The organism is Paenibacillus sp. FSL R7-0048 (genome assembly GCF_038004505.1).
Taxonomy (GTDB): domain Bacteria; phylum Bacillota; class Bacilli; order Paenibacillales; family Paenibacillaceae; genus Paenibacillus_AQ; species Paenibacillus_AQ odorifer.
In genome coordinates this window covers 1,365,983-1,383,040 of sequence record NZ_JBBORF010000001.1, presented here as the reverse complement: position 1 = coordinate 1,383,040, position 17,058 = coordinate 1,365,983, and the positions used below count along the sequence as shown (strand labels likewise).

Here is a 17,058-nt window from a genome sequence, read left to right as displayed (position 1 = left end):
AGGACAAAATGAAAGCGGCCTCACCAGAGAGCCGCCACCAAATTTGTTTATTAAATTTCATTATTAACGCCAATATGGCGGGAACGGGCAGCCAGCTGCTCAAATTCAGACGGCGGCATGCCATAGTGTTTTTTAAAGCATTTACTGAAATAATTCGGATCATTATAGCCCACTTTACCGGCGATTTCAGACAGTCTCACATTTCCTCCAGCAAGCAGTTCCTTGGCCTGCTTCATACGAGTATAGGTAATGAAATCAAGTACAGAGATTCCACCTTCTTTTCGAAAAACCTTCCGTAAATAGCTGGTATCTACATACACGCCATTCGCCACCTGGTCAACTGTCAGCTCACAATCGGAATAATGCTCCCGGATGTACTCTTTGGCGGCAATGAATAAATTGTACGACTTAGAGGGGCGGTGCTCACGACCTTGATCAATGACTTTACTGTACAAGCCTTTTATCCAGCTTTCAGTCTCATCCCAGTTATCCATCTCCCATAGCCGCTGCTCTGATGAACCTGCTGGTTTCCAGAGACTTTCCGGATTGATCCCTCTTTCTCCAGCATAGGCAAGGCAAAGGGATACTATACTCATTAATAGAGTAAAGGAATAGCTGCCTCCCCCTCTCTGGCGTCGTAGAATCTCAATTAATTTGCTTATGTCCTTCGCCGCTGCATCGCCATCCCCCATCTTTAACGCCATCAGCATGGCATCCTGAATTCCAAGATGAGTGATTTCTTTGGATGGAAAGGAGAACTCCTCTATCCCTTCAGAGGAATTCTGCTCGTCCATTTGGAGTGGAAAGAGCTTACTAGAAGCCGTCCCTTCTGCAATTATTTCCGGCTTACCAGCTTTGCGTGCACCTATTTTATGTGACTGAAGGCGCTGCTTCACCTTGATCATCATCTCGTTAAACTCTTGCTGGTTAAACGGTTTCAATAAATAATCTTGTACACCTAAGCGAATCGCTTTTTGCGCATAATCAAATTCATTGTGCCCTGTTACAAAAACAATCAGCATATCAGGAGCATTGGCCTGTAACCGGGTAACCAGCTCCATACCGTCCATATAGGGCATGCTAATGTCCACTAAAGCCAAATCAGGTTTCGTCCGTTCCGCTTCTTCCAGCGCTTCTCTGCCATTTGACGCTTCACCACAGACACTGAAATCATATTTACTCCAATCCAGCTTGGTCCGCATATAATAACGAAACAGCGGCTCGTCATCTACAACCATCACTTTATACATCTATGCTGCCCCCCTGCGCTTCCGTTCCGGGAATCGTCATTTTCATAACAGTACCCTTTCCCAGTCTACTTTCCACCGATAGGCCATATGGTTCTCCAAAATACAGCTTAATCCGTTCATGAACGCTGTATATACCAATGGATGCCGGTTTTCCTTCTCGTGAGCGGTATTCTACAATCCGGGACACCTGTTCCTCGGACATGCCAACACCGTTATCCTCCACGGTAATGATAACTTCTCTTCCGTGTGTATAAGCCTCTATTGAGATAAGCCCCTGACTACCCTTTGTTTTTAATCCATGGTAGATTGCATTCTCTATGAGTGGCTGTAGGGACAATTTGGGTACCTTGACTCCTTCGAGAGATTTCGGGATATTAATCTCGTAACGTAATACGTCGGGGTTGCGAACCTGCATAATAGCCAAATAATCAGCTGCATTTGATACTTCCTCGGACAGTGGAATAACCTCGTTTCCTTTGCTAAGAACAACCCGATAGAAGTCTGCCAGTGCCTTGGTCGTATCCCGAGCCGCTTCATTAAGCTCCAAATCGTTGAGTACATAAATCGTATCCAGTGTGTTGTACAGAAAATGTGGTTTGATCTGGGCATGAATCAGAGCTAGTTCATATTCACGTTTCCGGACTTGTTCATTCGTAATCGTCCGCATCAGCTCCTGAATACGACCAACCATGGAATTGAATACGGTGGAGATCAGCCCCGTCTCATCCTCTGTAGTCACTGGTGAGGTGACATTCAGATCGCCTTCCCTTACTTTACGCATCGCCTTCGTCACCTGAAGAAGCGGATTTACGATAATCTGTGACAGCTTTCCTGCAAGCAGCAGAGACAGTAACAGGCATCCTATTCCCACGAATATAGTTAACGTTATATTGCGATGAATATCAGCGGTTAACTTTTGCAGCGAAATGGTATTCACAAGCTTCCAATTCAGCTTATCATAATACGTCACAGTGACCAGCTCTCGCCCGCTCCCCCTGCCGATAATTTCCGAGACAGAGCTTCCCGTCTTCCTAAGACTATCGTTCAGTCTGTCCTCAGGCTTCAGTAGGAGCTTTGATTTATCAGGTGTAGACACGGTCCTTTGCGTTCCGTCTACTACAAAATATTTCTTGTCCGAAGAGGTTTCTCTAGCGGTTTCCAGAAAAGCAGAGAGAGCATCTTCTTTTACGTTCACAAATAATGTACCTATTAGGTTGCCCGTTTTAAGATTGTACACGACTTTACTTAGTGTGAGCACCGGAACTGCCGGATCACTAACCAGATAATCTCTCTGTTCCATGGGAAGCCAACGGTTAACCCCGTAGCTGCCTTTTTCTTTAGCCTTCTCCAGCATATCGCTGGTGAATACCTTCTGTTCGTTAGGATTACCGTAGGCGTAAGAGGAATAAATCTGGCCTTCCGTATCCACAAACACAGCAGAATCAACATCCGGAAAAATAATCAGATCGATAGAAAGCTGGCTCTGCATTAAATTGCGAAACCGCGTCTGCTCCACTGTCGAGGATAACAACGGACGTTCAGCATACATCCGATGGATGTCGGTAGTTATAATGTTAGCACTACTCTCCGTATTTTTTACAATCGTATCTATTTGCTGCATGATGAGCTTGGATTCATCTTTAAAATTGTACTTAGCCTTTTCGATCATCGAACGGCTGAACATCTGTCCTGAGAGCAAGCCTAAAGCAAGCAATGGAAAAATGATCAACGGTATAAAAATAAGGATAATTTTATTACGAATCTGCAATCTTCCAAACCACTTCACTAAGGAATCCCCCCGCATAACAGCCGCCTCCTGTGTGTTCTAGCGGTAATTCATTATGTGCTTCATATCCGTAAATCTCAAGGAGAAAGTATAAATACATATACAACTAGGGCTAGTGTCAGCAGGATAAAAACATTCTCTACAGCTCCACCTTTTTTCGTGCCTGTACTCATTAGCTTTAGACGCAGCTTAAATGGAATGGGCGGCAGGGGCGTAATTCCCCTTTGGGTGAGAGAGTCGGCTAATAGATGAAGCGCATAAGACATGCCGCCTGCTATCCATAGACTGCCACCATCCTGTATACCCGATGAAGCAAAATACAATAAAGTGCTCCAGCCTGCAACAGCATATAAGGTATGAGTCAATCCACGATGCGGGACAAGTGATGTAACTACGAGTATACAAGCTACTATGTAGTTCCAAGGGTCATATGCCCCTCCGTATGCAAATACCGCAGTAGCGATTAGTACCATCACCAGATGCCGCAGCTTTCTTCCCGGCAGGAAAGTCACACTCCCCACAAGTAGGGCCAGTACAATATTCCAAGGGCTTTCAACGATTCCTGCAAAATAAAGATAAATCGCTGCTCCTATCAAAGCAACCTGTAGTACCCTGAGCAGAAAGTCAGGAATCGCCTTGCGTACCAGTAACGAATTCGGTTCATCAATGTCTGGCAGGAGCGAGCTTAATGCGGCGACGGCAATAACCGGGATTGTAATCTCATGGGCCATCAAACTCATAACAGATAGGGTAACCCCGGTGCTGATAATTAAATGGGATCTGCCCATCATAGTGAAACCGCTCCTTTCTAAGATGCAAAAACAAGAACAAATGTGCGGTTATCGAAGTATATCAAGACCCGGTTTTTTTGTCTACATAAAACGCTGAAATCGCTTAGTATATAAGCCTTTACGCGATTTCTATCTTGTCCTCCCCATGAATATACGATACAATTTGGACAACTTGACCTTGTCGTCTACATAGAGACGGCAGCTGCTGAAGAAAGGATGACCTAAGTAGTGAAGCGTTCCCGTATAGCCGATTTTAGCCTGCTATTGGTGGCGATGATGTGGGGATGTACCTTTCTGATTGTACAAAATGCTGTCAAGGTGTTGCCACCGCTCGCGTTTAATAGTATCCGCTTTATGGGCGCTGCCCTGTTGCTGGCTCTAATCACAGTTATTTTTTACCGCAAGGATTGGAAACAGCTTAGTTTCCGCATGGTACGCGATTCTCTGCTGCTTGGCCTTTTTTTGTTTATGGGCTATGGCTTTCAGACGATGGGACTTCTATATACAACAACCTCTAATACCGGCTTTATTACCGGGCTATCGGTTGTCCTAGTTCCCTTTCTGTCTCTTGCCCTATTGAAGCATGCGATTTCACGATACACTTGGTTCAGTGCGGCACTCGCCGCAATCGGGCTTTATCTGTTGACCTTCACGGGCTCTGCATTATCCTTGAATAAAGGCGATGCCTTGATTCTTCTGTGTGCCGTAGCTTTTGCGTTACAGGTAGCCTATACTGGCGTTTATGCACCTCATTATCCGGCGTTGCCGCTAGCTACTCTGCAGCTTGCTTTCGTTGGGCTGTTCAGTATTGCTGCCTCGCTTATTTTTGAAGGGGCAACACCGCTCGCCCACAGCGGGGAGCTGATTAAGGACCCAGATGTGCTTTGGGCTCTGCTGATCTCCATCGGGCCAACCAGCGCTTTTGCCTTCTGGATTCAAACCGCCTGTCAGAAATATACTACCCCATCACGGGTAGCCATTATTTATGCCACAGAACCGGTATTTGCCGTTCTGACGGGTTTAGCCTTTGGCGGGGAAACACTCGGGTTGTCCGCTCTGCTCGGTTGTGGTTGTATTCTGGGGGCTATGCTTATGGCAGAGCTGAGCCCGGAACCGGGTCAGAATCAACATAAGAAGAGTTATTTTTCCAAATTACATCTATTTAGAAAGAGATAAGGAGAGAGACAAATGTACAAATTGATCGCGATTGATATTGATGACACTCTGATTAATGATGACAAGGAAGTAACACCTGCTACCCAAACTGCGCTTGAAGAGGCTGTTGCCGCAGGTGTTGTTGTAACCCTTGCTACAGGCCGTGCTTACGCTTCCGCTCAAGCCATTGCCCGTCAAACTGGACTAAACGTACCTATCATTACTTACCAGGGTGCACTCGTTAAGAACTTGCTCGATGAAAAAGTACTGTATGAGCGTTACGTCCCGCAAGATGCAGTCCGCAAGCTGTTCACTTACTGCGTGGAGCATAATCTGCATCTGCAAACTTACATTGACGACAAGCTATATGCCCGTGAAGACAACCAAAAGATCAAAGACTATACGGACTTGAATAAAACGCAATATTTTATTGAGCCTGACTGGGAAAAGCTTGTTCCGCAAAAAACACCAAAAATGCTAATTATCGATGATCCTGATTTCTTGGATGAACTGGCTCCAATCCTGCATGAATTGCTTGGCGATTCCGTGCATATTACCAAATCCAAACCACACTTCCTGGAAATCATGCATCATGAAGGAACCAAGGGCATTGCACTTGAATTCCTAGCCAAACATTACGGCTGTGATCTTTCCGAGACCATTGCTGTAGGTGATTCTTGGAACGACCATGAGATGCTGGAAGCTGCCGGACTTGGCGTCGCTATGGAGAATGCTATTCCTGCTCTGAAAGAAATTGCTGATTTCGTGACCTTAAGCAACAATGACGATGGCGTGAAATATGCGATTGATAAATTCATTCTTAATAAAGTGAACTAAACTTCCTTAAGTAAAAGGGTGCAGCAACGCCATATTTTATGACGTTGCTGCACCCTTTTTTATTTCCAAAAACTCAAACTCCTGTAGAAGCTAATTCCACTTTCTCGGGTCCCATTCCACTCTCTTCTTCCTGCTCTAGCTGAGAATAGTACAGATCATTATATCTTCCTTCAGCAGCAAGCAGTACATCATGCGTTCCGCTCTCCACAATTTCACCATTCTCCATCACGAGAATGATATCAGCGTTCTGAATCGTAGATAAACGGTGCGCGATAACAAGTGTAGTTTTGTCTCCCATTAGTTTACGAATGGCCTGCTGCACCAGTTTTTCTGATTCATTGTCAAGTGCAGCAGTAGCTTCATCCAACAGTAGAATAGGAGCGTTTCTCAGAATTGCTCTTGCAATGGAAAGCCGCTGACGTTGTCCCCCGGACAGTCGTGAGCCTTCCTCACCATTATCAGTATCCAGTCCCTCAGGCAATTCCATTACAAAATCATAGGCATTCGCTTTTCGCAAAGCTTCCAGAATTTCTTGCTCATCCGCCTCTGGATTTCCATTCCGGATATTATCACGAATGCTTCCTGTATAAAGACCTGCCTCTTGCGGCACATAGGAAAAATAACTTCTAAGCTTAGCCAGACTCATCTCGTTGATCCGCTGCCCATTGATTATTACTTCGCCTTCATCGGGTTCATACAATCCCAGCAATAGTTTAAAAAGCGTAGATTTACCTCCACCACTCGGTCCCACAACCGCCATCTGTGTTCCTTTTTGAAGCTCTAAGCTAATCTTGTTTATACTTTGTCTCTCTGCTCCCGGATACGAGAAAGAGATCGACGACATAACCATACTCTCAAATTCTGGTTGCTTAGTCTCCACTTCTGGAAGGGTCTCAACCTCCACCGGGCTATCCAACACCTCAAAGATCCGTCCCGCCGCCCCAAGTGATTGCTGCATCGAATTGATCAGTCCCGGCAATGACGAGAACGGCATCACTAAATAATTCATGAGCTGGATGAAAGCAATCATCGCACCGACCTCAAGTGATCCTTTTGCCACAAAATAACCAGCCACGACCAGCGCCAGAAGAAACGTAAAGTTTCCCAAAAAAGAGGAGAATGAGCCAGTAGCTCCCTCAATTCTTCCCCGCTTCAATTCTTCAGAAGTAATATTCTCACTATGCTCCTGATACTGCTTCATTAGTCTGCGTTCAATGCTAAAGGATTTAAACACCATACTACTGCCTAGAATGTCATGTAAAAAGGAAGTAATCTTGCTCATATTAGTCTGAATCTTCACACTGTTCTCACGCATCGCTGAACCGAAGATTTTTCCCGTAAGGAACATCAAAGGCCCCATTGCAAAACAGATCAATGCCAGTAGCCAGTTAATATAGAGCAAATAACCAAATGCCGCGAGGGCTAGTAAAGGGTTACGGATTAGATCAATCATTACCTCGCCTGTAGCATTACCAACAGATTGATTATCATTAGTAAAGCGGGACAATAAATCCCCGGAATGATTACGGTCAAAATAAGACTGAGGAAGAGCTAAGGCATGCCGCATCATATCCAACCGCAGCTCATTTCTGATCTTAGCTGCGATTTTATTTTTGAGATATCGATCGATGAAACCATTAATTGCACTCACTAATAAGTAGATTAATCCGAAAATAACCAGCCCTTTAAAAGCTTTCACATCGAGTCTAACCGCAGCATCCGTAATTACTGAGAGCAGCCAAGCAATCGTTAAATCCAGAACAATCCCAAATAAAGTCGTAAATAATAAAATCGTATATAAGAGCTTGTGCCTTAACATATATGTACTTAATCTTGAAAATACGCCTTTCTGCTTCAAAGAACCAGCCCTCTCACTTAAAATTCTATACCTCTAACCTTAGCGAACACCTTACTGTCATGCCGTTCCCCGTCATACCCAAGACTCGCACTGCGCAGGATCCCTTCCAGGGTAAAACCCGCACGTTCGGCTACCGCGGCACTTTTGGTATTTCGTGCACTACAAAAGATTTCGAGACGATTCGCCCCTAATTCCCGTATGGCAAAAACTTTCTCTGATTCTTCTAATGTGGGTATTACTTGAGCAAAAGCCATCCAAGGTCTCAATTCATCTATACTTTCACGGATAGCCTCATTCATGCTAACTCCATCTCCCCATAAAGGGGCACGAATGAGCAGCCTCTCTGTTTCAAAACTCTCGGGAAAATCAAGCAGGATTGGATCCTTGGAGTCAGCCACTTCGTACTCCTCCTTTGGAGATGATAATTATTCTAAATATGTAAAAATAATACGATATGCTTTTTGATTATATAGTATATATCGGGATCTGAATACTAAATGCAATAGAAATCACAAAAGGAACATCAACAGGCTGAAGTTGCCCGAATGATGTCCCTTTTTGATTTAGTGAATATCTCAACTAAAGCGGACCACTCCATTTATTGGCTTGAAGAGTTCATTAAACATATTCAACAAGGCGGAATATAACAGGTTTAAATAGGATCATGAAAACTTCCTTCCAGCAAAAGGGAGTTTTCTTTTTATCTAAATTTCAGCTGATCTCCGAAGATCCTAAGGGTATTCTCATCCCCGTCTCGGCCAGCGTAACATTTTCCGGTAAAATATATGATTTTCTCATATCCACATCATGCGACATATGGGTATAGATTGCCTTTTGAGGCTTCACAGTTTGCAGCAGCTCCGCTGCTTCCGTCATATCGTATACAGAACGAGTCGATAACTCCGCTGCTTCGTAATAGAAGCTTGTACCTAATACCAGCAAGTCAGCTCCATGCATCAGGCGTGTCTCTTCAGCTCCAAGAGAAATGGAATCTGGACAATACACCCATACATAGCCCTCCTTCTCCAGACGAAAAGCATACGAGTATCCATTCTTGCCATGGTTCACTTTCCAGGTATCAATTGTCCAGCCGTCTAGCTCTATGCCTTCATCACAAGGAATCATCTCGATCTGATTGCGCAGCCATGGATATTGCCGCTCTATTATCGGGATCACTTCTGCTGGGGCATAGAGCTGGCCCTTATATCCCATCCAGCGGCAAGAATCCGCCCATTCCGGCAGCCCACCAATATGATCAAAATGAGCGTGTGTCACCAGCAGTCTGCGCATATTCCGTACTCCCTGCGCCTCCATCTGACGCCGCCAGTCAGGCCCACAATCGATCACTAAAAAGTCACTGCCATTATCTATAAGTACAGAAGAGCGCAGGCGAATATTTTTACCCTGTTCCCTTGCCTCTGTACAGGTCTCACAACTGCAATATACCCGAGGAACCCCCATGGCATCCCCTGTACCCAAAAACACCAACGTATCCATCTGCTATCTCTCCTTCAGGTTCTCTTCAACGAAGTAATAAATCTAAATTACCCTCTCTCTATCTTAAAGAGACCCACCAAAAAAAGCCATCCCCACCACAGATGAACTGCTGGGATGACTCTTTTGTTATACCTCTACCTTATATTCCGGCAAGTACCTGATACCAAATTCCACGCTTGGAATAAAGTGAGCTTCGCACCTCATCCCAGCCTCCTAAATAGTTAATATCAAAGAGGCCCGCCGGATCAGGGTAATCACTTTTGTGCTCAGCATAGACTTGTTTATCCACGGGACGAAAGCCATATTTTGCAAAGATCTCTTGTGCCTGTGGGGATATCAAAAAATCAACCAGTGCTTCTGATGCTATGCGTGTCCCATGCTCATCCGCATATTTCTCTACAACAGCCGCCGGATTCTCAATCAGAATTGTATTTTTAGGAATAATGACTTCGTATTTAACACCCTGAGCAATCCGGGCCAGCAGTTCATTCTCATAGGTGACAATTACATCCCCCACTCCATACTCGAAGGCTGCCATAGAAGCGCGGCCACTCTTATCCAGAGACTCTACATTGGCATGGATGCTTTCCAAAAAAGCTTTGGCTGCTGCTGGATCCTTTGCCCCTTCCTGCTCCTCTGACAGCTTCAGACCAGCCCCATAGATCGCGTTGATATCCCATTGCGCACCACCAGAGGTCTTCGGGTTTGGATATAACACTTTAATCCCTGGCTTGGCTAAGTCCGCAAAATCGCGAATGCCTTTGGGATTTCCTTCGCGGGTACCAAGAGCTACTACTGAACGTGTTACCATGCCTTGTTCACCCTGCTCTTTCCATGTTGGCGCTACGAGTCCAGCCTTAACTAGCTTCTCGACATCACCTTCCATGGCTAGCAGCGTCACATCCGCTTCAAATCCACCTACAATCGCTCGCGCCTGTGTCCCTGAAGCCTCATAAGACTCCTGAAAATTAATATCCTGACCCGTATCCGCCTTCCACTTGGCAGCAAATAACGGCAAAATATCCTGCATCGCATCCTTAGCCACACTGTATGCGCCAATTACCAACGTAACATCCCCTTGCTTCGAAGGCTCTGCCATCGTCGTAGCTGCCTTCTCATTCCCGCAACCGACTGCTGTCAGCGTGAGTATGGCCAGCATTAGGGCAGCAAAACATCCGTGCAGTTGTCTGCTCCTTTTGACATTCATTGCGGCCCACATCCTTCGAGGTAATGATTTTTAATATTTCCTTGAAAGTAGCTCTATGGCTGAAACTTAAAATTCAAGTATCCAACGTTCGGTATTTGCCGTAATTACGCGGAATGTCGGCCGCTGTTGTTCCCAGATTTATTAATTTTATATCCTCAGCGGATTAAATCCGGAAACAAAGGCGGTCGCTCCGCTCCTACAGTTCCAAACTTCCACTTCATTACTTCTGGCCTTCACATCAGTTCCTCTAATCCTAGCGAATCACATTCGCTACTATCAAAAGAAATTGAAAATAATTTTATTTATTTTTAAATAAAAATCGGCATTGGATCTTCTTTCAGGTTGTTCTCCTGGATCCAGCTGCGCTCATCATTAAACAGATAAGCCCGATGTACCAGTACTGAGATTTCCTGACCCGGCTGCAAGGTTTCTTTCTCCAACGAACGGTAGGTGACCAGCTTGTGGCCATTTACTTCAACCTCAACGAGCCATTCGCTGCCGCGGAAATGCAGATGTTTCACAACACCTTTTTCCGTGGCAGAAGCCATCTTGAACTCATGCAGGTTACCCACTTCAATATATTCAGGACGAATCAGCGCTTTGGTAGGCTTGCCGTCCCCCGCACCTGTAAAGCCCTTAACCTCAGAAGCGTCCTCAATCAGCGTAGATTCGCCGATAAATGTTGCCACGAACGGTGTTTTGGGTTCCTTGTAAATATCCCACGGGGTACCCTTTTGTTCCAAACGTCCTTGATTAATGATCATAATTTCATCCGCTACTTCAATCGCTTCATCTTGATCATGGGTTACGAAAATAGAGGTGATACCTACACGCTCAATCAGTTCACGCAGCCAAGCGCGCAGCTCCTGGCGGATCTTCGCATCAATAGCGGCAAAAGGTTCATCTAAAAGCAGCAGCTGTGGTTCAGGCGCAAGCGCACGTGCAAAAGCCACACGCTGACGTTGTCCCCCTGATAGCTGATGCGGATAACGTTTCTCGAACCCTTTTAACCCTGTAAGCTCTACAAGTTCCATAACACGATCGCGGATAGCTGTTTTGTTAGCCTTTTTAACCTTTAAGCCAAAAGCGATATTATCAAATACAGTCATATGTTTGAAGAGTGCATAGTTCTGGAAAACGAAGCCGATCCCACGTTCTTGAGGAGGAAGATTGTTCACCGTCTGACCATGAAAAATAATCTCTCCGGTATCCGGTGACTCCAGTCCCGCCAGCATACGTAGAATTGAGGTTTTCCCGCCTCCACTTGGGCCGAGCAATCCAATCAGGTGACCTTTTGTAATGGTGAAATTGACGTCCTTGACCGCATGAAAATCTCCAAAATGCTTGTTTAACCCCCGCACTTCTACATGCATATTACTGCACTTCCTTTCTTCTCTTGGTCCATTCCATCAACAGCAGCAGACCTGCGGAAAATGCAGCCAGAACTAGCGCTATTCCTCCAGCAGCCGTCACATTAAAATTCTCAACATCCTGATAGACTAAAGTTGTCGCCGTCTGGGTTTTGTTCATAATATTCCCCGAAACCACGAGCACCGCGCCGAACTCTCCAAGTGAACGTGCCACCGTAAGAATGACACCATACACAACCGCCCAACGAATCGAAGGCCAGGTTACCTTCCAAAAAATAGTCCAGCTACGAGCGCCCAATGTCGAAGCCGCTTCCTCCTGCTGTGAACCAATCTCCTGAAGCACCGGCATCACCTCACGCACCATTAAAGGAAAGGTAACAAATAAAGTGGCAATGATCATCCCGGGAATCGCATAAACGATCTTTAGTCCAATCCCCTCAAAAATCGCTCCCAAGGTACTATCGGGACCCAGCAACAGGACAATCATCAATCCTCCGATTACAGGGGATACCGCGTAAGGCAAATCCACAATACTGTTCAATAATCCTTTTAGACGCTTGCCGATCCAGTTCGCCCGAACAAGATACAGAGCCATCATAATACCGAACAATGTATTTAATAACGTAACTACTATCACAACAAGCCCAGTCATCATGAGCGCATGCAGCGCTTCAGGCCTAGTCAGAGCATTCCAGAAACCACCAAATCCTTCACTAAAAGCACCGATAGCCATTTTTCCTAATGGAGCAGCAATGAGCAGAAAAAACACTAAATAAGTAAGAGCAATCCATAATTTCCTCATGAGCGTCTCCCCCGCATCTGCAGCATATTAATCAGCCAAAGAATGAGAAAGGATAAGGTCAAGAGAATAACAGAAACCGCAGCGGCGGAGACCGGATTATCACTTTCAACTTCACCAAAAATAAAAACAGAAGATACAAGCGTACGCCCCGGAATATTACCTGCGACGAGTACCACTGCACCAAATTCCGCAAGTGCTCTTGAAAATGCGAGCATCCCACCACTGATCATCCCAGGCGCCATTGATGGAAGAATAACTTGCCAGAATACCCTTGCCCCCTTGGCACCCATTGTATATGCTGCTTCCTCTTCGGATGGATCCAACTCCTCCAGCAAGGGCTGAACCGCTCGAATCACGAATGGAAACGTCACGAACACCATAGCAATTACGATAGCCGGTTGATGAAAAACAATTTCAAATCCAAGTGCCTCAGCTGCTTTGCCGATAAGGCTCCCTGGTCCAAGCAGCAGTAGAATCATCAAACCTCCGACAGCTGTTGGCAGTGCAAAAGGTAAATCGACCAGACTGTTTAGCAGCGCTTTACCAGCAAATTGATAACGAATAAGGACCCAAGCAATCATAGTTCCTAACAAGACATTAATTAAAGTAGCGATAATCGCCAGCTTTAAGGTTAACAGCACCGACTTCCAAGCAATTGGATCGCTGACGCTTTCCACAAAATTGCCAAAACCAAGAGAAAAAGAGTTGTAATAGACCCCGAGTATGGGCAACACGATCAATACTACAAAATAGAGCAAAATTGTAGTTCGGAAACCCCAAGTCCAGCCTTTGTGTCTAAGCAGCGAATTCAATGATTTTTGCCCTCCCACCTCCGGATAACCGGTCGGTATACTAACCAAAATCTTCATTAATTATTCCTATTTATATACTTGGTTTTATATTATTACTACTTTACCAAATCCTTCTCACCGCCGTCAATTACTTTCAAGTGAATTTGGGTTAAAATATATGTATCAAAGGTACACTAAAAAATGGCACCTCACAGGAAGGGGATTGATTATGTTGCATACTCTGGAGATCACTACTACAAAGCGGGATGAATTACGTGATATTACTCGGGAAGTCATTTCTTATGTGAAAAAAAGTGGAGTTCAAGACGGATTGATTGTAGTTTATTGTCCTCATACCACTGCTGGTATTGCTATTAATGAAAATGCGGATCCTGATGTGAAGCATGATGTTCTGATGCGTTTGGATGAGGTCTACCCTTGGGAGCATCCGAAGTATCGGCATGCGGAAGGCAATACTGCCTCTCATCTTAAATCTATTACTACCGGGCCTTCCCAGACCCTGATCATCCACGAAGGTGAATTAATTCTCGGTCGTTGGCAAGGTATTTATTTCTGTGAGTTCGATGGACCTAGACGCCGGCAATGTTTCTTAAAAATAGTAGAGGGATAATAAACATACAAATGGCCGCTTCCGTTATCGCTGCGGAGCGGCCATTTAGACTATAACTAGAGTCTAGTAATACTTTCATCAAGCAGAGAAGCAGTGTTATACCAATGCACAGCTTTAAAGTGAAGATCTATAAAAAAAACAGCATTTTAAAGGCTGCGACATAAAACCTTTATATGAGCTAACGCTGCCTCTTTCACATCGTCAAATGATACTTTATCCTGGATATAATAAGAAATAAATCCGTGTGCAGACAAGAACATTGTTAACGGCACATTCTGCCAGTCCTCAGACACATATCCCTCTTCCTTCATATGACGGCGCACAATACTTGAGAATAAATCAAAACATCGTCCCTGTTCTGCTCTACAATAAGCTAGCAATTCCTCATCGCGAATCATGAACATAATTTCATATTGATAGGGATGATCTATTCCAAATCTAATAAATTCCATAATCAGCTGTTCTACCCTTGTCATTCCTTCTTCAGGCGGTTTATTCATCACTTGACTGAGTAAAGCAGCCACATGATTAAAATCCTCTACAACAATAGCGTAGAACAACTCCGCCTTTTCCTTGAAATGATAATAGAGAGAGCCGTGGCTATATCCCAAATGCTGACCAATACTTCGCATTGAAATTGCTCGATACCCTTTGGTTATAAACAGATGCCTAGCGGCCTCTAAAATCCTTTCCCTCGACAACTCCTGCTCCACTGCTCTCCTTGCCATATACTAATCCCCTTCGCTGTAGTAAATCCGCCGCCCTTCTGTTATCAGGGCTTGCCCTTGGGTTAGATCTGTTATCCATGCCATAAAAGTGTCACCCTCATCATTTCGCGGCAAACATAACAACGTTACTTTGTCGGTGAACAAAGTCTCGCCAGTCTGAATCCCTCTTCCTCGAAGTTCGTTCTCAACCTTGCCCAGCCAAGTGTACTCGATCTCTACGAATACCTCTCGTCTCAGTACACGGGTGATTACTTCTCCTGCTTCAAGCGCAAGCACTGCTCCATCCGTATAAGCTCTAATCAGCCCACCGGCACCCAGCATAATGCCTCCGAAATAACGGGTCACTACGATTGCGACATTTTTAACTCCCTGATTGCGGATTACTTCCAAAATCGGTTTGCCGGCTGTACCACTCGGCTCCCCGTCGTCCGATTGCCTCTGGATTTCGTCTCTCTCCCCAATCACATAAGCAGAACAGTTATGCGTTGCGTTCCAATGTTTCTTCTTGATGTCCTCGATAAACAACAAAGCTTCTTCTTCATTCTCCACTGGCATAACATGACCAATGAAACGGGATTTACGGATCACAACTTCCTTTGAGCCGGAAGAGCGGACCGTTTGATATTGTTCTAACATAATTATTCCAGTCCTTATTTACATATGATGTCTTCATATAATGTCAGGAGCAGTCCCGGTATTGGATTACCTATGGACTGCTCCTGGTGACTTACATTAGTATGAATGTTCTGTGATTAATAGCTATTGTAAAACCTACTGCAATACTATTCAGTAAGTCTTGCTTCCAGCTCTGCTTTTTCTTTTTCGTAACCTGGTTTGCCAAGTAATGCGAACATGTTTTTCTTGTATGCTTCTACGCCTGGTTGGTCAAATGGGTTAACACCGAGCAAGTATCCGCTGATACCGCAGGCTTTTTCAAAGAAGTACACCAAATATCCAAAGGTGTATGGTGTTTGATCAGGAATAGTAACGATAAGGTTAGGTACTTGACCATCTGTATGTGCAAGCATTGTACCTTGGAAAGCTTTCTTATTCACGAAATCCATAGTCTTTCCTGTTAAGAAGTTCAAGCCGTCCAGATCATCCGGATCATTCTCAATCGTAACATGATGAGCTACTTGATCTACTTGGATAACCGTTTCAAAAATGTTGCGGTTACCTTCTTGGATAAATTGACCCATGGAGTGTAGATCTGTGGAGAAATCAACGGAAGAAGGATAAATTCCTTTGAAGTCCTTACCTTCACTTTCGCCAAACAATTGTTTCCACCACTCAGATACAAAGTGTAAGGAAGGCTCATAGTTGACGAGGATTTCAGTTGTTTTACCTTTACGGTATAGAGCGTTACGAACTGCAGCATATTGATAAGCTTGGTTAGTAGCTACATCTGGATTGTTGAACTCATCCGCAGCGGCAGCAGCACCTTGCATCATTTCTTCAATGTTAATGCCAGCTACAGCAATTGGCAGCAAGCCTACAGGTGTCAATACGGAGTAACGTCCGCCAACATCGTCTGGAATGATGAAGGATTCATAACCTTCTTCAGTTGCCAATTTCTTAAGGGCACCTTTTTCCTTGTCTGTAGTAGCGTAAATGCGTTTACGAGCTTCTTCCTTGCCGTATTTCTTCTCCAGAGCAGCGCGGAAAATGCGGAAAGCAATCGCTGGCTCAGTAGTAGTTCCAGATTTGGAGATTACGTTCACGGAGAAGTCTTTACCTTCTACTAGATCAAGCAGATGCGTGATGTATGTAGAGCTAATGTTATTACCAGCGAAATAAACTTCTGGAGTTTTGCGTTTATCTTTAGAAAGGTTATTGTAGAAAGAATGCGATAGCGCCTCAATAGCTGCGCGTGCTCCCAGATAAGAACCTCCGATACCAATTACAATCAGTACCTCGGAATCGCTTTGGATCTTCTTAGCAGCTTGTTGAATGCGAGCAAATTCTTCCTTATCATAAGCTGTCGGCAGATCGATCCATCCAAGGTAGTCAGAGCCTACACCAGTTTTGTTATGCAACTGTTCGTGTGCTAGCTTAACTGGGGCGGCAAGGTTGTCGATTTCTTGTTGGTTAAAAAACGAAAGAGCTTTTGTGTAGTCAAAATTAATCTTCTTAGACATCGGTAATGGTAACCTCCTGTTTTATCTCTTTAAATTTAAAACCGTTTGTTACAACTTTATAATTAGGATACTTTAATTTGCCTTGACTGGCAAGGTCTTAGGGCACATAGAGGGCATTAGAACCAAGTTTTCCAAAGTTCCTTGGAAGCGTTTCCTGTATCAAAAGACATAGGTGTGCTGTGGTGCTGGACTAAGTGCCGTGATAGAATAAAGAAAA

Annotated in this window: 16 protein-coding genes; 3 read left to right on the top strand and 13 right to left on the bottom strand. The window is 44.6% G+C overall.

All coding sequences use genetic code 11. From position 1 onward, the window contains the following. Window positions 1-50 precede the first annotated feature (50 nt). Genes NSQ91_RS06005 through NSQ91_RS05995 form a run of 3 tightly spaced genes read right to left on the bottom strand, consistent with a single transcriptional unit; the run spans window position 51 to window position 3,827 of the window. Window positions 51-1,250, bottom strand: a complete 1,200-nt coding sequence (locus NSQ91_RS06005) for a response regulator transcription factor (protein ID WP_340034101.1) — start codon at window positions 1,248-1,250, stop codon at window positions 51-53. Beyond that, window positions 1,243-3,054, bottom strand: coding sequence for a cache domain-containing sensor histidine kinase (locus NSQ91_RS06000; protein WP_076307126.1), 1,812 nt, complete (start codon window positions 3,052-3,054; stop codon window positions 1,243-1,245). The genes NSQ91_RS06005 and NSQ91_RS06000 overlap by 8 nt, the downstream gene beginning before the upstream one ends. A 59-nt stretch (window positions 3,055-3,113) precedes the next feature. Beyond that, entirely contained in the window at window positions 3,114-3,827 is a 714-nt protein-coding gene (locus NSQ91_RS05995) for a metal-dependent hydrolase (protein ID WP_076128159.1), read from the bottom strand. Window positions 3,828-4,055: 228 nt separating this feature from the next. Between NSQ91_RS05995 and NSQ91_RS05990 the strand changes: the two genes are divergently transcribed. Together NSQ91_RS05990 and NSQ91_RS05985 are read left to right on the top strand one after the other, a co-directional pair. Beyond that, entirely contained in the window at window positions 4,056-5,003 is a 948-nt protein-coding gene (locus tag NSQ91_RS05990; RefSeq protein WP_340034100.1) for a DMT family transporter, read from the top strand. Between the two features lie 12 nt (window positions 5,004-5,015). Continuing rightward, on the top strand, window positions 5,016-5,819 hold the full coding sequence (locus NSQ91_RS05985; RefSeq protein ID WP_036681768.1) for a Cof-type HAD-IIB family hydrolase: 804 nt from the start codon (window positions 5,016-5,018) through the stop codon (window positions 5,817-5,819). A 73-nt stretch (window positions 5,820-5,892) separates the two neighbouring features. Here NSQ91_RS05985 and NSQ91_RS05980 read toward each other — a convergent pair whose 3' ends face one another. From NSQ91_RS05980 to cysT, 7 genes are all read right to left on the bottom strand, one after another. Further along, a complete protein-coding gene (locus NSQ91_RS05980; protein WP_340916894.1) occupies window positions 5,893-7,677 on the bottom strand; it encodes an ABC transporter ATP-binding protein in 1,785 nt (594 codons plus the stop codon). A gap of 17 nt (window positions 7,678-7,694) precedes the next feature. Then, window positions 7,695-8,075, bottom strand: a complete 381-nt coding sequence (locus NSQ91_RS05975) for a GNAT family N-acetyltransferase (RefSeq protein ID WP_076304507.1) — start codon at window positions 8,073-8,075, stop codon at window positions 7,695-7,697. Between the two features lie 313 nt (window positions 8,076-8,388). Then, the gene (locus NSQ91_RS05970; RefSeq protein ID WP_076185771.1) at window positions 8,389-9,174 is read right to left on the bottom strand and encodes an MBL fold metallo-hydrolase; all 786 of its coding nucleotides are present in this window, start codon (window positions 9,172-9,174) and stop codon (window positions 8,389-8,391) included. Window positions 9,175-9,313: 139 nt separating this feature from the next. Further along, entirely contained in the window at window positions 9,314-10,381 is a 1,068-nt protein-coding gene (locus NSQ91_RS05965) for a sulfate ABC transporter substrate-binding protein (RefSeq protein ID WP_076277702.1), read from the bottom strand. Between the two features lie 308 nt (window positions 10,382-10,689). Beyond that, a complete protein-coding gene (locus NSQ91_RS05960) occupies window positions 10,690-11,754 on the bottom strand; it encodes a sulfate/molybdate ABC transporter ATP-binding protein (protein ID WP_340916889.1) in 1,065 nt (354 codons plus the stop codon). Between the two features lies 1 nt (window position 11,755). After that, a complete protein-coding gene (locus tag NSQ91_RS05955; protein ID WP_076104839.1) occupies window positions 11,756-12,553 on the bottom strand; it encodes a sulfate ABC transporter permease subunit in 798 nt (265 codons plus the stop codon). After that, window positions 12,550-13,365: a sulfate ABC transporter permease subunit CysT gene (gene cysT, locus NSQ91_RS05950; RefSeq protein WP_038569140.1), complete on the bottom strand. Its 816-nt coding sequence runs from the start codon at window positions 13,363-13,365 to the stop codon at window positions 12,550-12,552. Before cysT ends, NSQ91_RS05955 begins: the two co-directional genes overlap by 4 nt. A gap of 208 nt (window positions 13,366-13,573) precedes the next feature. Between cysT and NSQ91_RS05945 the strand changes: the two genes are divergently transcribed. Continuing rightward, a complete protein-coding gene (locus tag NSQ91_RS05945) occupies window positions 13,574-13,975 on the top strand; it encodes a secondary thiamine-phosphate synthase enzyme YjbQ (RefSeq protein ID WP_076099035.1) in 402 nt (133 codons plus the stop codon). Window positions 13,976-14,121: 146 nt separating this feature from the next. Here the strand turns inward: NSQ91_RS05945 and NSQ91_RS05940 are convergent, their stop codons facing one another. The 3 genes from NSQ91_RS05940 to NSQ91_RS05930 form a co-directional block, all read right to left on the bottom strand. Next, window positions 14,122-14,703 (bottom strand): TetR/AcrR family transcriptional regulator, encoded by a 582-nt coding sequence (locus tag NSQ91_RS05940; protein WP_036681739.1) that lies wholly within the window; start codon window positions 14,701-14,703, stop codon window positions 14,122-14,124. A gap of 3 nt (window positions 14,704-14,706) precedes the next feature. Next, window positions 14,707-15,339: a YigZ family protein gene (locus tag NSQ91_RS05935; RefSeq protein WP_076099036.1), complete on the bottom strand. Its 633-nt coding sequence runs from the start codon at window positions 15,337-15,339 to the stop codon at window positions 14,707-14,709. Between the two features lie 146 nt (window positions 15,340-15,485). Further along, window positions 15,486-16,841 carry a glucose-6-phosphate isomerase gene (locus NSQ91_RS05930; protein ID WP_036681734.1) on the bottom strand — a complete coding sequence of 452 codons (1,356 nt, stop codon included), beginning with the start codon at window positions 16,839-16,841 and terminating at the stop codon, window positions 15,486-15,488. Window positions 16,842-17,058 lie beyond the last annotated feature (217 nt).

Excerpts from the sequence above, each read along its gene's own strand:
- NSQ91_RS06005 (WP_340034101.1), bottom strand. The coding sequence starts at position 1,250 with ATGTATAAAGTGATGGTTGTAGATGACGAGCCGCTGTTTCGTTATTAT.
- NSQ91_RS06000 (WP_076307126.1), bottom strand. The coding sequence starts at position 3,054 with ATGCGGGGGGATTCCTTAGTGAAGTGGTTTGGAAGATTGCAGATTCGT.
- NSQ91_RS05995 (WP_076128159.1), bottom strand. The coding sequence starts at position 3,827 with ATGATGGGCAGATCCCATTTAATTATCAGCACCGGGGTTACCCTATCT.
- NSQ91_RS05985 (WP_036681768.1), top strand. The coding sequence starts at position 5,016 with ATGTACAAATTGATCGCGATTGATATTGATGACACTCTGATTAATGAT.
- NSQ91_RS05970 (WP_076185771.1), bottom strand. The coding sequence starts at position 9,174 with ATGGATACGTTGGTGTTTTTGGGTACAGGGGATGCCATGGGGGTTCCT.
- NSQ91_RS05965 (WP_076277702.1), bottom strand. The coding sequence starts at position 10,381 with ATGAATGTCAAAAGGAGCAGACAACTGCACGGATGTTTTGCTGCCCTA.
- NSQ91_RS05960 (WP_340916889.1), bottom strand. The coding sequence starts at position 11,754 with ATGCATGTAGAAGTGCGGGGGTTAAACAAGCATTTTGGAGATTTTCAT.
- NSQ91_RS05955 (WP_076104839.1), bottom strand. The coding sequence starts at position 12,553 with ATGAGGAAATTATGGATTGCTCTTACTTATTTAGTGTTTTTTCTGCTC.
- NSQ91_RS05945 (WP_076099035.1), top strand. The coding sequence starts at position 13,574 with ATGTTGCATACTCTGGAGATCACTACTACAAAGCGGGATGAATTACGT.
- NSQ91_RS05940 (WP_036681739.1), bottom strand. The coding sequence starts at position 14,703 with ATGGCAAGGAGAGCAGTGGAGCAGGAGTTGTCGAGGGAAAGGATTTTA.
- NSQ91_RS05935 (WP_076099036.1), bottom strand. The coding sequence starts at position 15,339 with ATGTTAGAACAATATCAAACGGTCCGCTCTTCCGGCTCAAAGGAAGTT.
- NSQ91_RS05930 (WP_036681734.1), bottom strand. The coding sequence starts at position 16,841 with ATGTCTAAGAAGATTAATTTTGACTACACAAAAGCTCTTTCGTTTTTT.